This is a genomic window from Dellaglioa sp. CoH-57-MRSF-17 (genome assembly GCF_056782015.1).
The window spans coordinates 22,557-38,312 of the sequence record NZ_JBXAXY010000004.1 but is presented as its reverse complement, the minus strand read 5'-3'; the positions used below and the strand labels follow the sequence as shown (position 1 = coordinate 38,312).

The 15,756-nt window shown below is 34.5% G+C and carries 16 protein-coding genes; 3 read left to right on the top strand and 13 right to left on the bottom strand.

Translation table 11 applies throughout. The features are described from left to right. Positions 1–22: 22 nt before the first annotated feature. Positions 23–664 (bottom strand): DNA alkylation repair protein, encoded by a 642-nt coding sequence (locus tag AC1RPJ_RS05375; protein WP_481761655.1) that lies wholly within the window; start codon positions 662–664, stop codon positions 23–25. Between the two features lie 92 nt (positions 665–756). Here AC1RPJ_RS05375 and AC1RPJ_RS05370 point away from each other — a divergent pair, with 92 nt between their 5' ends. Both AC1RPJ_RS05370 and AC1RPJ_RS05365 read left to right on the top strand, forming a co-directional pair. Further along, positions 757–1,860 carry a baeRF6 domain-containing protein gene (locus tag AC1RPJ_RS05370; protein WP_481761654.1) on the top strand — a complete coding sequence of 368 codons (1,104 nt, stop codon included), beginning with the start codon at positions 757–759 and terminating at the stop codon, positions 1,858–1,860. A gap of 102 nt (positions 1,861–1,962) precedes the next feature. Further along, the gene (locus AC1RPJ_RS05365; protein WP_481761653.1) at positions 1,963–2,433 is read left to right on the top strand and encodes a nucleoside 2-deoxyribosyltransferase; all 471 of its coding nucleotides are present in this window, start codon (positions 1,963–1,965) and stop codon (positions 2,431–2,433) included. 92 nt (positions 2,434–2,525) lie between these two features. On the opposite strand, the gene AC1RPJ_RS05360 is transcribed toward AC1RPJ_RS05365, so the two are convergent. The 8 genes from AC1RPJ_RS05360 to sufC all read right to left on the bottom strand — a co-directional run bounded on the left by AC1RPJ_RS05360 (position 2,526) and on the right by sufC (position 11,574). Continuing rightward, positions 2,526–4,430: a M13 family metallopeptidase gene (locus tag AC1RPJ_RS05360; protein ID WP_481761652.1), complete on the bottom strand. Its 1,905-nt coding sequence runs from the start codon at positions 4,428–4,430 to the stop codon at positions 2,526–2,528. A gap of 271 nt (positions 4,431–4,701) precedes the next feature. Further along, positions 4,702–5,472: an ABC transporter permease gene (locus AC1RPJ_RS05355; protein WP_481761651.1), complete on the bottom strand. Its 771-nt coding sequence runs from the start codon at positions 5,470–5,472 to the stop codon at positions 4,702–4,704. Continuing rightward, positions 5,465–6,400, bottom strand: a complete 936-nt coding sequence (locus AC1RPJ_RS05350; RefSeq protein WP_481761650.1) for an ABC transporter ATP-binding protein — start codon at positions 6,398–6,400, stop codon at positions 5,465–5,467. The genes AC1RPJ_RS05355 and AC1RPJ_RS05350 overlap by 8 nt, the downstream gene beginning before the upstream one ends. A gap of 56 nt (positions 6,401–6,456) precedes the next feature. Continuing rightward, complete coding sequence (sufB, locus tag AC1RPJ_RS05345; protein ID WP_481761649.1) at positions 6,457–7,851, bottom strand: Fe-S cluster assembly protein SufB; 1,395 nt, start codon at positions 7,849–7,851, stop codon at positions 6,457–6,459. A 14-nt stretch (positions 7,852–7,865) separates the two neighbouring features. Beyond that, positions 7,866–8,297, bottom strand: coding sequence for a Fe-S cluster assembly sulfur transfer protein SufU (gene sufU / locus AC1RPJ_RS05340; protein WP_481761648.1), 432 nt, complete (start codon positions 8,295–8,297; stop codon positions 7,866–7,868). Further along, entirely contained in the window at positions 8,284–9,522 is a 1,239-nt protein-coding gene (locus tag AC1RPJ_RS05335) for an aminotransferase class V-fold PLP-dependent enzyme (protein ID WP_481761647.1), read from the bottom strand. The genes sufU and AC1RPJ_RS05335 overlap by 14 nt, the downstream gene beginning before the upstream one ends. Then, positions 9,491–10,777, bottom strand: a complete 1,287-nt coding sequence (gene sufD, locus AC1RPJ_RS05330) for a Fe-S cluster assembly protein SufD (RefSeq protein WP_481761646.1) — start codon at positions 10,775–10,777, stop codon at positions 9,491–9,493. Before sufD ends, AC1RPJ_RS05335 begins: the two co-directional genes overlap by 32 nt. A 14-nt stretch (positions 10,778–10,791) precedes the next feature. Further along, positions 10,792–11,574: a Fe-S cluster assembly ATPase SufC gene (gene sufC / locus AC1RPJ_RS05325; RefSeq protein WP_481761645.1), complete on the bottom strand. Its 783-nt coding sequence runs from the start codon at positions 11,572–11,574 to the stop codon at positions 10,792–10,794. Between the two features lie 135 nt (positions 11,575–11,709). Between sufC and AC1RPJ_RS05320 the strand changes: the two genes are divergently transcribed. Further along, on the top strand, positions 11,710–12,426 hold the full coding sequence (locus AC1RPJ_RS05320) for a gamma-glutamyl-gamma-aminobutyrate hydrolase family protein (RefSeq protein ID WP_481761644.1): 717 nt from the start codon (positions 11,710–11,712) through the stop codon (positions 12,424–12,426). A gap of 39 nt (positions 12,427–12,465) precedes the next feature. On the opposite strand, the gene AC1RPJ_RS05315 is transcribed toward AC1RPJ_RS05320, so the two are convergent. From AC1RPJ_RS05315 to AC1RPJ_RS05300, 4 genes are all read right to left on the bottom strand, one after another. Then, positions 12,466–13,272: a MetQ/NlpA family ABC transporter substrate-binding protein gene (locus AC1RPJ_RS05315; RefSeq protein WP_481761722.1), complete on the bottom strand. Its 807-nt coding sequence runs from the start codon at positions 13,270–13,272 to the stop codon at positions 12,466–12,468. A 17-nt stretch (positions 13,273–13,289) separates the two neighbouring features. Continuing rightward, entirely contained in the window at positions 13,290–13,994 is a 705-nt protein-coding gene (locus tag AC1RPJ_RS05310; RefSeq protein WP_409022317.1) for a methionine ABC transporter permease, read from the bottom strand. Further along, positions 13,984–15,021 (bottom strand): methionine ABC transporter ATP-binding protein, encoded by a 1,038-nt coding sequence (locus AC1RPJ_RS05305; protein ID WP_481761643.1) that lies wholly within the window; start codon positions 15,019–15,021, stop codon positions 13,984–13,986. The genes AC1RPJ_RS05310 and AC1RPJ_RS05305 overlap by 11 nt, the downstream gene beginning before the upstream one ends. A 370-nt stretch (positions 15,022–15,391) precedes the next feature. Beyond that, positions 15,392–15,751, bottom strand: coding sequence for an arsenate reductase family protein (locus AC1RPJ_RS05300; RefSeq protein WP_481761721.1), 360 nt, complete (start codon positions 15,749–15,751; stop codon positions 15,392–15,394). Positions 15,752–15,756: the final 5 nt, after the last annotated feature.

The window sequence follows — 15,756 nt, the reverse complement described above, 5'->3', positions numbered from 1 at the left end:
GACTGAATAAAATCAGTCTTTTTTATTTTGTCTTCACATGTTTAAGTCCTTCTCGCACAGCTAGCTTTGATAGATCATGGCTCTCAATAAAAGTTATAACCCAATTTTCATCAGTCTTAGCATACTCACGTAATGACCAACCAATCGCTTTTTGGATGAAAAATTCATCTGTTGTTCTATCATTCAAAATCATCTTTGATAAGTAAGCTAGATTAGTTTCTTCACGATAGCCTAACTGAAGATTTATACCCACACGACGCATCCAGAAATTATCATGGTTTTCAAATTGCTTACTAATATCGTTAAAATTTATCGGACTTAATTTTAAAAAGTCACTAATAACCTTACGTAAAGCATCTACTGAATCCCACCATGGTTTAACCTTAATTAACTCAACCAATACTTGGACTTCATCAACCGTCAATCGTTTAAGATTTTTTTGTGCTAAGTCGATTGCAACATATTGATACTCTCTTTCTTCACGACCATAATAAGCTAAAATTTGTGAGATTAACTCTTCTAGAGGCCAACTCTTAGATTCTTTCATCAAGTCCTTTGTTAGTTCACGTCGACTTGGTGTCTTAATCCCTAAGTAAGAAAAATTATTTTTCATGTAAGCTTCCATTTTTTTAATATTTTTGTTATCTTTTTCTAAATAAATCATATTTACTCCTTTTATGAAAACGTAACCATATAAGTTGGATAACCGTTTTCATGATGTTATACTAAAGGTAATCATATAAAGGGGGAACCATTATGTCAATGCATAACAATTTGAAAAAATTACTCACAATCAAAGAAGAACCCATTGTATCAATCTTTATCAAAACATATCCAGGTATTAATTTTGCTGCGAAGAATCAGTTAAAACTAAAAACTAGTTTAAAAACTGCCAAAGAAGCTCATTCGGATGTACCTAAGAAAACTTGGGAACTAATTGAAACACAATTGGTTAATTTTATTAATGAAATTGCAGATAAAATCGGTCAATTCCCTAGTATCGCACTTTACTTAACACCTAACGATTACTTTAAATTTAATTTAAATCACGCTATTGAAGTAGATAAAGTTATTGTTGGTCCTGAAGCATACACTTTACCTTTATTAGCTCAACAAGCAACAAAATTATCAGGAACAATCCTAAGCTTACACCGTGATTCATTTGAATTACATCAATTCAAAGAAGGTGTCTTATTGAAACAAGAACTCCCAGAGGATGCTCCTATCGACATGGTATCAACTCTTGGTCCTGAAAGTACAGATACCACGACCACTCATGGCCCTACTGGCGCCCTCCATGGGTTAAATACTAAGGATGAAGAAAAAGCGATTGATAATAGAAATTACTACTTGGCAATTGAAAAATTCCTAGTTACCCATCCCGAATTAATTTATAAACGTCTTTTCCTTATTGGACTACCTAAAAATCAAAGCTTATTCCATGAATTAACAAAATTAAAATCAGTTAATTCAGAAATTACAATTAAAAAATCACCTAGTGCCCTAACAACTACAGAAATTGAAAAAGATTTGTTAGATCAAAATCAAATTTTAATCAATCAAACAATTGATCATTTATTGGATCGTGCTCGTTCACTTGATGAAGTTAATCCAAGCAAAACAAACCCAATCGATTTGTTTGCTCTATTAACGCAACATCGTGTTAATACTTTATTAATTAACGAAGACGCTGTATTCCCTGGTTTAATTAGTGATGGTCAAATTATCGATACTGAACCTGGAAAAACAACCAATAACTTATTAAATGATTTAGCTAACTTTACTTTACGTAATAGTGGTAACGTTTACGTTATTTCAGCTGACCACTTTAATTCAGGTCAATTCGTTTACGGTGTTTAGAAATTGAAAAAGAAGACTTCATTGTCTTCTTTTTTTGTGCCCATTTTTAAAATGTCATGCTATACTTAAAAAAGCAAATATATATTCCAGGAGACGATATTAATGAATAAAGTTTATTTAGCAGGTCCATTTTTTAGCGACAAACAACGTGAACGTGTTTCTCAAGTTGTTGCAGCATTAAAAGAGAACAAAACAATTGATAGTGACAATATTTACTTGCCCCAAGATAATCAAAGTAAACAATATGAACAATTCAGTCAACAATGGCAACGTGCAGTTTATTTAGCTGACACACGCCAAGTTCATCGCGCAGACGTTGTTGTTGCTATCTTAGACTACAAAGAAGACGAAGATAACGAACCTGACTCTGGTACTATGTTTGAAGTTGGTATGGCAGTAGAAGCTCATATTCCAGTTATCTTAGTTCAATTTGAAGCTGGTCGTGTTATCAATCTAATGTTATCTGAAAGTTTAACTGCTTTCTTTGATGAGAGTAAAAATGGCTTAAATGAACTTTCTGAATATAATTTCAACGTTTTGGAAGAAAAAATTACAGAGAACGAAGTATTATAATATGCTACCTTTAAGTATTACGGATAAACAATCGCAGCAAAAAGGACATTATCATTTTGATAATGTCCTTTTAATTTGTCTTAATTAATCATTTACCAAATATTAACGCGTTCATCGACTGCTTTATACATTGCATCACTTGCAACAATATCAAAGGCATCATAAAATTCTGCTAAATTTTGAACTTGAATATTAGCACGCAACTTAGCAGGGGCATGAACATCAATTGATAATAACAATTGCATATACTGTGTTGAAGCCTTCATTCGCCATACTTGTGCCCAATTAATGAAAAATGCTTCAAAATCAGTATCGTCTTCAGATTTAGCCGCTTCAAGTGCACAACTAAGCCCACCAGCATCAGCAATATTTTCAGAAACTGTTAAAGTCCCATTAACTTTTTGGCCTGCGAATTCAGTTCCGTCAAATTCAGTAATCATTTGTTGTGATAATTCTTTAAAATGGGTCAAATCGGCTTCACTCCACCAATTATTCAAATTACCATACTCATCAAATAGCGCACCATTATTATCAAAAGCATGTGAAATCTCGTGCGCAATAACTGCTCCAATACCACCATAGTTAGCACTACTACTCTGCTCTAAACTATAAAATGGTGCTTGTAAAATAGCCGCTGGAAAGACAATGATATTTTTAAAGGGATGATAATAAGCATTAACTGTTGCTGCACTCATCTCCCAAAGATCACGATCGACAGGTTTATCCCACTTACTAAACATATCTTCAGTGGCTAATTTATCAAAGGCCATTGCATTCTCTAGCAATGTTTTTTCCATATTAACGTGCATTTTTTGATAAAGCGGGTTAATTTTATCTGGATACCCAACTTGAATACCTAATTTACTTAATTTTAAAATTGCCTTATCACGTGTAGTACTTGTTAACCAATTATTAGTAGCCAATCTATTTTGATAAACATTAATCATCTTTTCAACCATCTGTTGAACGTCTGCTTTAGCATCTTCACCAAAGTATTTATATCCATAATATTCGCCCACAACCCCACTATAGGTTCCCATGGCTAGATAATAAGCAAACTTTTGTTGTTTTTTCGGTGCCTTGCTTCCAGATAATGCACGCCCGTATTCACCAGCAATAACACGTAAGTCATCTGATAAATATGAACTAAGACTCCCTACTGTTTTAACAATTAACCAACTTTTAAATTCTGTAAAATGAGTTGTATTCACGAGTTCATCAATAGATGATAAAAATTTAGGTTCAGTCACAATTATTTTTTCTGGTTCATTCCCATTTAAAAGATTTTTAACAATTGATTTTAAATCTAAATTACTACTTTGTGAACTAAATTCTGTGAAACTTTGTGGGTTGTACGCTTTACTATAATCAGCTGATTCTTCAGCACTCTTGACATTTGGCACTAAGTTACGATCAAAAGTTAGTGCCTCTGTAATAACATGATTTGCATTTTCTTCACTATAATCTAAAGCAACTAATAACTTAGTCATCATCGCCCTAAATGCTTTAAGTAAACCTTCAGCTTGTGAATTATCTCGTTCATAATACGTTTTATCTGGTAAAACCAAACTCGGAGCTGCCACAAATAAAGCATTAATTTTAGCATTTTTCATATCAGCATCAACATCAAACCCAAGTGGTGTTGGATAACCCGCACGAACAAAATCTGCCCATTTAGTATCGAAATCAGCTAAACTTGTTAAATTTTCTAAAGGTGCTAAAACTTTTTTCAATGGTAAGGTTCCTTCTGATTCACGTCGATCAAAATCAGCTGCTAAGGCATAATAGTTTAAAAATTCTTGCATTAATGGTGCTTTAACACTAGAATCAGCTGACATTTTTTCAAAATCAGCCATCAAAGTTTTATCAATTTCATCAGCTAAATCATTAAAACCACCCGTCGCAGGTTTATCATCAGGAATTTTGGCAGTTTTTAACCATTCACCATTTACTGCTTCGTATAAATCATCTTTAATTAATTGTTTATTTATAGTCATTATTTATCTCCTTTTTAGTTTTATATGTAGCTAGTATAAACGTTATTCTAGTGTTTTAATAATAATTTACTTGAAAAACAGACATTTTTTCAAAATATACCTTATATCTATCTTTTAAAGAGTCTACGATATCTATCTTTGGTACCATTTTTCGTACCCTAACAAAAAAACAAAAGCCATAAGACTTTTGTTTTTGGTGCTATCCAGATTCATTATTGATCAACCGTCACAGAATGATTAATAAGAAAGAAGGATTATTACATTGGCTATCCTAACTTCTCAAACCTCTACCTTTATTAATAAGATACCAACAAATCCAGTAAAGAACACCAATAAACAGAATAAGAATTATCATTGATAAAGCAAGTGATACATCAGTCTTACCTAAAAAACCATATCTAAATCCTGAAATCATATAAACAATTGGATTAATCTTAGAGATGGCCTGCCAAACTGGTGGTAACATTGAAATAGAATAGAAAACACCACCAAGATAAGTTAATGGCTGTAAAACAAACGTAGGTACAATTGACACATCATCAAATGACTGTGCAAAAATACCATTAATTAATCCTGCTAATGAAAATAAAATGGCTGTCATCAAAAGTGTGATAATAATAATGACCCACGAAAAAACATGAAGAGGTACAAAAAATAATGAAATAATAGTGACAAGTGCCCCAACTAAAACACTTCTTCCAAGTCCTCCAATAACAAATCCCCATATAATAATATGCGTTGGTACTGGTGCAACTAGTAATTCTTCAATATTTTTCTGAAATTTCTGAGAAAAAAATGACGAAGATACATTAGCATACGAACTAGTGATCACCGACATCATAATTAACCCTGGTACAATGAATTCCATATATGAAAATCCACCCATTGCACCAATTCGGCCACCAATCATTTTACCAAATATAATAAAATACAATGATGTTGTAATCACTGGTGGTACTAATGTCTGTACCCAAATTCTCAAATAACGATTAGTTTCTTTTATTGCGAGACTTTTTAATGCAGTAAAATATTGATTAAACATGTTTCTCCCCCACTTGGTGCTTTTCTTCCGTAATTTTCAAGAATAACTCTTCTAATCGATTCGATTTATTTCGCATAGAAAGAACTTTTATCCCTTGTTCATCAAATTGTTTAAAGATCCCATTAACACCTTGATTTCGTTCAACTTCGATAGAAATTGTTTGCGCGTCTTCAAAGGAATTTTTATACCCTATAATTTCTGGCTTTTTATCATACACATCTAAATCGAAAATAAACGTTTCAAATTGTAATTTTGATAATAAAGTTTTCATGCTCGTATTTTCAATCAACTCACCTGATTGAATAATACCGATATGACGACAAAGTGTTTCTGCTTCTTCTAAATAATGAGTCGTCAAGATAATCGTTGTGCCATTCTCATTCAATTCCTTTAAAAAAGACCACATTTCACGTCTCAACTCAATATCTACACCCGCAGTTGGTTCGTCTAAAATGAGCAACCGAGGTTCATGCATTAATGCCCTGGCAATCATCAATCTTCGTTTCATCCCACCAGAAAGCATTCGTGCACGTACATTACGTTTTTCCCATAAATCTGACTGTTTTAAATATTTTTCACTGCGCTCCATTGCTTCTTTATGAGGAACACCATAGTAACCAGCCTGATTAACAACAATTTGTTGAACCGTTTCAAAAGGATTAAAGTTAAATTCCTGTGGGACAAGTCCAATTTGTTGTTTGGCTTGTACCAAATTGGTATCAATATCGTAATCAAAAACCTTCACTGTTCCCGCTGTTTTATTCACAAGAGATGTAATAATACCAATTGTCGTTGATTTTCCCGCACCATTAGGCCCTAAAAGTGCATAAAAATCCCCTTCTTCTACAGCCAGATCAATACCACGTAACGCTTTAACACCCGTTGCATATTCTTTTTTTAAGCCTTTTATTTCCAGTGCATATATCATTTAATTATTATCCCCTTATTTACTTTTTAGGAAAAGTAACATCATTCTAAACTATTTTACCCCACACTGCCTTCCATCTGATACTCAATCAGACGATTCAATTCAACAGCGTATTCCATCGGTAATTCTTTGGTGAACGGTTCAACAAATCCCATTACAATCATCTCTGTTGCTTTTGCTTCAGAAATTCCGCGACTCATTAAGTAATATAATTGTTCTTCAGAAATTTTAGAAACTTTAGCTTCATGTTCCATAGAAACATTGCCATTTAAAATTTCATTAAATGGAATCGTATCACTCGCTGATTTATCATCCATGATGATTGTATCGCATTCGACATGTGCAAACGAACCATCACTATGTCTACCAAATTTTAAATAACCTCGATAATCAACTCGTCCACCATCTTTACATAACGATTTAGAAACAATCGAAGAAGTCGTATTTTTAGCATTGTGAATCATTTTTGCCCCAGTATCTTGAACGATATTCCCACCAGCAAACGCAATCGACAACATTGTGCCATGTGCGCCTTGACCATCTAAATAAATACTTGGATATTTCATTGTAACTTTTGATCCAAGGTTACCATCAACCCACTCCATCGTCGCATTTTCTAAGGCTCTAGCACGTTTTGTCTCTAAGCTATACACATTATCTGACCAATTTTGAATCGTTGTATACCGACAATAGGCATCTTTCATGACGTTCACTTCAACGACTGCCGCATGCAAACTGTCTGCCGAATAATTAGGTGCTGTACAACCTTCAACGTAATTAACACTTGCGCCTTCATCAACAATGATTAATGTTCGTTCAAATTGTCCTGTATTCTCCGCATTAATTCTGAAATAACTTTGAATAGGCACCTCGGTCTTCACACCTTTAGGTACATAGATAAAAGTACCACCAGACCAAACAGCCGAATTTAAAGCTGAAAATTTATTATTAGAGGCAGGAACCAATTTGCCAAAATACTGTTTAACCAATTCAGGATATTCTTGGACGGCAGCATCTGTACTCATAAAAATAATTCCTAATTTTTCAAAATCTTCACGCATATGATGGTAAACAACTTCTGATTCATATTGTGCAGAAGAGCCAGCTAAGTATTTACGTTCAGCTTCTGGAACACCAAGTCGGTCAAAGGTTTCTTTAATCTTATCTGGGACATCTTCCCAGTCTCTAGCAACATTATCACTAGCACGTTGAAAATAGCGCATATTAGCTAAATCTAACTTAGACAAATCAGGACCAAAACTTGGCATTGGCATCTTTTCATATAAGGCAAAGGCACGAAGTCGATAATCCAACATCCACTCTGGTTCATTTTTTGCTGCCGAAATTTCTCGAACAATCGCTTCGGTTAAGCCACGCCCAGTTGAATAAACAGGCTCAATATCATCTTTAAAGCCATATTCATACTCACCACCAACATCTAGTTCTTTCATATCTTACCTCCTCTCTAATTTTCTAAATTAATAGCTTGATAAACTGCCTTCCAAGCTAATGTGGCACACTTAATCCGAGCTGGAAACTGAGCGACACCTTCTAAAATAGCAGCATCACCTAAAAGATTTTCATCAATCGTTTCACCTGTTACCATTCTTGAAAATGTTGTCACCATTTCTTCTATTTCATTTTTTGCTTTACCAATAATTTCATCAGTCATCATACTTGCAGATGCCTGGCTAATCGTACAACCCGTCCCAGAAAAGGCAACATCTTGAACCTTGTTGTCACTCATGATAAGTTCAACTTTTAAAACATCCCCACAGGTTGGATTTCTGAGTTCAATTGATTTCTGACCCTTTACTAGTGAGCCATGATGATGCGGATGTGTGGCATGTTCCAAAATAACTTGGCGATATAAATTATCTAATTTAGATAGTCCCATTTTTAAAGAACTCCTTTGTAGCGATTAACGCGTCAATAAATTTTTGATTTTCTTCTAAAGTATTGTAAAAATATAAACTAATACGAACAGTTGACGATACACCCATGCACTTCATTAATGGCTGTGCACAATGATGACCCGCGCGAACCGCAATTCCTTGCATATCAAGAGCTGTCGCAACGTCATGCGGATGTAGTCCCTCCAAATTAAATGAAATAACGCCTGATCGTTTTTTACTTTCAGTTGGCCCATAGACAGTAATGCCAGAAATGGCTTTTAATTTAGGTAATAAATCAGTGATGAGCATCTGTTCATGTGCTTGTATATTAACCATTCCAACTTCATTTAAATAGTGAATAGTAGCACCTAATGAAATGACCCCTTCAATATTAGGTGTCCCCGCTTCAAATTTCCAAGGAATATCTTTAAAGGTTGATTGTTGCTCTTCAACAAAATCAATCATCTCACCACCAAATTCTAGTGGCTGCATCTCGTTCAAATAATTACTTTTTCCATATAAAACGCCAATACCAGTTGCAGCCCCCATTTTATGACCTGAAAAAGCAAAAAAATCAACATCTAACTCCTGAACATTAATCGGCATATAAGGTATTGATTGCGCCCCATCACAAATAACAACCGCACCGACTGTATGTGCCATGTCCGTTAATTCTTTGATGGGGTTTATACTCCCCAAAACATTTGAAATTTGAGTTAGCGATACAATTTTAGTTTTAGCTGTCATTTTTAATTTCGCATCATTAATGTCTAATTGTCCATCATCTGTTATGTCGATGTAAACTAATTTAGCACCAGTTGCTTGTGCGACTTGTTGCCAAGGAACAAGGTTACTATGGTGTTCCATAATAGATATTAAAATCTCATCCCCTGGTTTCAATCGATTCTGTGCAAAACCCTGAGCAACCCAGTTTAAACTTTCGGTTGTCCCTTTTGTAAATAAGATTTCAGCTGAATATTTTGCATGAATAAAATCAGCAACAGCTTGTCGTACATCTTCAAATTGCTGTGTTGTACGCTCGGCTAAAGTATGCACACCACGATGTACATTGGCATTATCATTTTCATAATAATGTGAAATGGCATTAATAACTGCTTGTGGTTTCTGAACAGTTGCAGCATTGTCAAAATAAATTAACGGTTCATCATTCACAATTTGCTTTAAAATAGGAAAATCATTGCGATACTTTTTCAAATTTTTGACCATTAATGAGTTTCCCCTCTATTGTTTCGATTAATCGTTCACGAACATCAACTGCCGGAATTGCCGTTAAAACAGGTCCTAAGAATCCACGAATAACAAGTCTTTCTGCTTCTTCTTTGTGTAATCCACGACTCATCAGATAGTACAATTGTTCCTGATTCACGCGTCCAACACTAGCTGCATGTCCAGCTTGAACATCATTTTCATCAATTAATAAAATAGGATTAGCGTCTCCACGTGCTTTTGTGGATAACATTAGCACACGGCTTTCTTGTTGAGCATTCGCACCCTTTGCACCTTTAATAATATGGCCAATTCCATTAAATATTAATGTAGAACGCGATAAAATTACACCGTGTTGCAGAATTTGACCAATTGAATGTTTACCATAATTCGTCACCCGTGTATCAATCCCTTGAATCTGATTTCCTGTTGAAATCGCAACAACTTTAACATCTGCGTGAGAACCTGCACCAATTAAATCAGAATCGAAATCGCCAATTATATTGCCATTATTAAGTAATCCAATTGACCAATCTATTTTTGCATTGCCTAATAAATAACCCCGACGGTTAATATATGCTGTTGTATGTTCCCCTAATTGATCAACTCCAGCAAATTTAACATGACTGTTAGCTTTAGCAATCACTTCCACAATAATATTTGCGGTTGTGATCTGATCACCGACTGTTGAACGATTTTCTAGATATGAAAACTGACTATTTTCTGCTGCGACAATTAAAACATGCTGTACATAGTCCTGATTGTCCCGTGCATCCTGCGTTAAATAAGTTGTAATTGGGTTGTCTAATACAACATTTTTAGGTACATAAATAAACAAACCACCGGTTAATTGTGCTAAATGCGTTGCGGTCAACAAATCACTATCCCATTTAACTGCCTTAGTCATAAAATATTTCTTAATTAAATCTGCATGTTCCACTAACGCGGTTGACCAGTCGCAAATAATAACATGATTTTCTTTTAATTCCTCAGATATATTTAAACTAATCGTTCGAGATCCAACTTGAATAAACGTATTTTCATCCGATTTTTTTGAAACAAATTCCCCTGATTCTTTAACCAGTGTTTCAGGTATAATGGGCCATTTTTGGTATCTAATTTTTTCAAATGAAGGAAGCGCTAGTAATGTTTTTTTTACAAAGGCATCTCTTCTTAATTGTTGAAACCACTCAGGTTCTTGTTTTAAATTTGAAAAATCAATTATACTTTGTTCTAAGAGCTTCAAATCAATCATTTTCCGGCCCTCCACTAAAGGTTCTCGTCTGTTAAAGTAATGTCTAGCCCTAATTCATCACGCAAACCAGCATAGCCTTCTTCTTCCAGTTTTTCTGCAAGTTCGGCGCCACCCGTTTTAACAACCCGTCCATCCATCATAACGTGCACCACATCAGGCACAATATAGTTCAGCAAACGTTGGTAATGCGTAATCATAAGTGTTCCAAATTCCGCATTTTTCAACATTTCATTTACGCCTCTCGAAACAACTTTCAATGCATCAATGTCTAGACCTGAATCAATTTCATCTAAAATAGCAAATTTTGGTTCAATCATCATCAGTTGTAAAATTTCATTACGTTTCTTTTCGCCACCTGAAAAACCTTCATTTAAATAACGATCAGCCATTTCCTCAGTCATATCTAAAGTTGTCATCGTTTTATCTAATTTCTTTAAATATTCTCGAATTGGGATTTGTTTATCTTCCGGTCGACGTGCGTTGATTGCTGCACGCATAAATTCAGCATTTGTTACACCAGGAATTTCTGAAGGATATTGCATTGCTAAAAATAATCCTGCTCGAGCTCGCTCATCAACAGGTAGTTCTAAAATGTTTACACCATTCAGCAATACTTCGCCTTCTGTCACTTTATACGCAGGATTCCCCATAATGGCCTCAGATAAAGTTGATTTACCTGTTCCATTTGGACCCATGATTGCGTGTACTTCTCCAGTCGACATTTTTAAATTAACACCTTTTAAAATTTCTTTATCTTCAATTTCTACATGTAAATTTTTAACCTCAAGTGTCGACATTTTAGCATTCCTCCGATTCATTAATATATTCCATTCTATCTTAATAAATTATCCATTTCAATGGAGCCTCGAGACTCGCAATCTTTATTTAATTAAGTTAAACTAATAAAAAGTAAATTTTGAGGAGGTTCATTTATGAAACCTATTATCGGTATTGTTGGAAATCCTAATCGAAATCCAATTACAGGCATGCACATTAACGAAATTACTTATACACCTCAAGGCTATATTGATGCCATTATTGAAGTTGGCGGTTTACCACTAATCATTCCTACTGATTTAGCAAACGCATCTAGTTATCTTGATTTGGTAGATGGTTTACTATTAGCAGGTGGTCAAGATGTTTCACCAATCTTATACGGCCAAGAACCTCATCCAAAATTAGAAGAATTAAATCCCCCACGTGACGAAATGGAGCTCGCTTTAATCAAGGAAGCTATTTCTCGAAAAATACCAATACTTGGTATTTGCCGTGGACTACAAATACTTAACGTCTTTTTTGGTGGAACACTCTATCAAGATTTAAGTGACTATTCAAATTGGCAAGTTAAGCATTTACAAGATCCAACATTACCAGAATACGCCACACATTCTGTATCGATTAAAGCAAATAATTATTTATCAGATACTTATGGTTCAACGCTTCGTGTCAATACGTACCATCACCAAGCCATTAACCGTTTAGGTGATTCATTAACGGCCATTGCGACAAGTTCAGATGGCCTAATTGAAGGTATCAGTAGTAATGACGGTCTCATTTTAGGTGTTCAATGGCATCCCGAAATGTCTTATATAAGAGAACCATCAGATTTAGCTATTTTCAAATGGCTAATTAATAAAATTGCAAAATAAAGAGAATTGAATTAGTCATGTCGACTAATTCAATTCTCTTTATTTTGCAGGAATAACGGCACCTTTATACTTATTCAAAATCCATTCGCGTGTCTTTTTAGATTGTAGTGCTTTAACTAACTTTTTAATCGCAGGATTATCTTTATTTTTTGGTGCGACAGCAACTAAATTCGCATATGATGATGTACTACGTTCTAATGCAATAGCTTGTTTCGTTGGATTTAATCCAGCTTCAACCGCATAATTTGCATTAATAATGATGGCTGAGCCTTCATTATTTTCATATAAATCAGACATCAATTTTGGCTCATACGTATGCTTAAAAACTAAATTTAATTTATTTGTTTTGATATCAGCAAAATTTGCAGTTGCCACGTCTGTCCCTTTTTTCAGGGTTATTAATCCAGCATCTTTAAAAATAGTTAAAACACGACCATAATCTGAAATACTGTTAGATACTAAAACCGTACTTCCTTTCTTCAAATCAGTTAACTTTTTAACTTGTTTAGAATAGACACCGATTGGTTCAAGATGAACATTTCCAACACTTATTAAATCACCATTATTCTGTTTGTCCCAATTATCTAAAAATGGTTTATGTTGAAAATAATTAGCATCTAAATCACCAGATTCAGTCGCTTTATTAGGCATCACATAATCCTGAAAAACTTTAACTTTTAAATCGATACCTTCTTTTGCCAACATTGGTTTTACATGATCTAGAATTTCTGCATGGGGCATATTACTAGCACCAATTGTCAAAGTAGTCATTCCATTTGATTGTTTCCCGCATCCAGCTAATAAAAGAGTCAAAAATAGAAATGAAAAAATGAACTTTTTGTTTATTCTCATGAGGTTACCCCTTAATTATTTCGTTTATCGATTAATTTAGCTGAATGATCACCAATAAGTTGAAAAATGGCAACAATAATGATGATTGTGACCGTTGCAACTAGTGTAACAGTATTATTATTAGCACCATAACCTTCAATGAAAGCCCAATTTCCTAGCCCACCGGCACCAATCGTACCAGCCATTGCCGTGTACCCAATAATTGTAATTCCAGTAACTGTCGCCCCTGAAATAAGAGCTGGTAAACTTTCTCGTAATAGTACTTTCCAAATGATTTGTGCCTTGTTAGCACCCATTGCTTCAGCTGCTTCAATCACACCATAATCAATCTCACGAAAAGCAAGTTCCACCATTCGTGCATAAAATGGAGCCGCCGAGAGGATTAGAGCTGGCAATGCTGCAATCGGTCCAATAATAGAACCAACTAAAGCCTTAGTAAAAGGCAATAATAAGACAATTAAAATAATAAACGGAATTGAACGAAAAATGTTAACCATGGCTGAAACAATCCAATTAATTATTTTTACCCAGATACTTATTTTACCGGTCGTTTTTTGTTTTGTTTCAAATAAAATAAGACCTAAGATAATACCCAAAATTGTAACGGCTATTGTAGATATTAATGTCATACTGATTGTTTCCCAAGTATTTGACCAGAATTCATCCCAGTTAACAGCATTAAAGTTAAAATATGACGCCCAAGTATTAGTCCCCATAATGCAATACCTCCGTTTCTACTTTCATTTTTTGCAAGAATGGAACGGTTTGATCTAAACTTATTTTTGGACCAGTTAATTGAATATATAATGTTCCAATTGGGCCACCTTGAGTTTGATGAATGGAACCCTCAACGATATTAAAATCAACTTCTGGAATTTGTCTTAACATTTCAGAGATAATTGGCATTTGCGTCTGCGTACTGTGAAAGGTTAATTGAACAATCAACCCTTGTGGATAAGCTTCAATTAATTCATTTACAGCAAGTTCAGTATCATGTAGAGCTGGTGTGACCTCCTGATTAACGAATCGTTTTGTGACGTCTTGTTTCGGACGCTTAAAGACGTCTAAGACAAGTCCACTCTCCACTAATTTTCCAGATTCCATTACAGCAACGTGATCACATATCTTACGAACCACATGCATTTCATGAGTGATTAATACAATTGTTAATTTCAATTTATGATTAATTTGAAGTAATAAATCTAATATTTCATCTGTTGTTTGTGGATCTAGCGCACTTGTTGCTTCATCACAAATCAAAATTTCAGGATCATTCGCTAAAGCCCTAGCAATCCCAACTCGTTGCTTTTGTCCACCAGATAACTCAGAAGGATATGCATTTTCTTTACCTTTTAACCCAACTAATGTTGTTAATTCTTCAGCTTTGGACAACCGCTCAGTTTTACTTATTCCAGCAAGTTCAAGTGGAAACATGATGTTTTCCACAACCGTTCGTGACCAGAGTAAATTAAAATGTTGAAAAATCATGCCAATTTTTTGACGTTGCTTTCTCAATGTTCTACCCGATAAAGATGCGATTTTAGCGCCATTAACGTCAACTTCACCCGAAGTTGGTGTCTCTAATCCATTCAGCATTCTAATTAATGTACTTTTACCAGCACCTGAATATCCTACAATACCTAAGATGCTACCATCTTCCACCGAAAGATTCACATCAGAAACAGCGCTAACCTTACCACTTTTCGTGATAAACTCTTTTGATACATTTTTAAACTCAATCATGTTAATACCTCCTAATTTTTCTGCAAAAAAATAACCTCCCATCCCCCGTTTAATAAACGGAAGGACGAGAAGTTATAAACTTCACGTGTTACCACCTTGTTTTATTGTTACCTCACGATAACAATCTCATCAGGTACGGGTTTTAATATAACCGATACCTTTCCGCTGTATTGGGCGTACCCAAGGTAGATTAACATTGCTCATCTACCAAACGTTCCAAGACCATATTCAATTCCGTAATTTTGATCCCTTTTCAGCTACCAGGATTCTCTTAACTAATTACTAAAATTTACTCATCTTTTCAAAACGTCTTATCTGTATTTCTTATTGTAGTTGATTATAGCTAGATTAAAATTTAATGTCAACAGTTTTATTTATTTAACCATGTCTCTGTAAAAACATCTTCACTGAATCCGGTCGTTAATTTTGTTCCATCAGTTAATACCGGACGTTTCATTAACATCCCATCTGATGCTAAAATTTGACTTGATTGCTGAATTGTCATCGTTGGTCGTTTATCTTTTAGATTTAATTCACGATACTTATTTCCTTGTGTATTAAAAAAAGATATTGCTGGAAGACCAGACTCATTCAACCATTTTTCGATTAGACTCGCCTTTGGTGTTTCTTGGATAAGATCTATTATATGGTATTCAACCTCATTTTCGTCTAACCATTGTTTTGCTTTTCTACAAGTTGAACATTTAGGATACCAATAAAAATCAATCATCATCA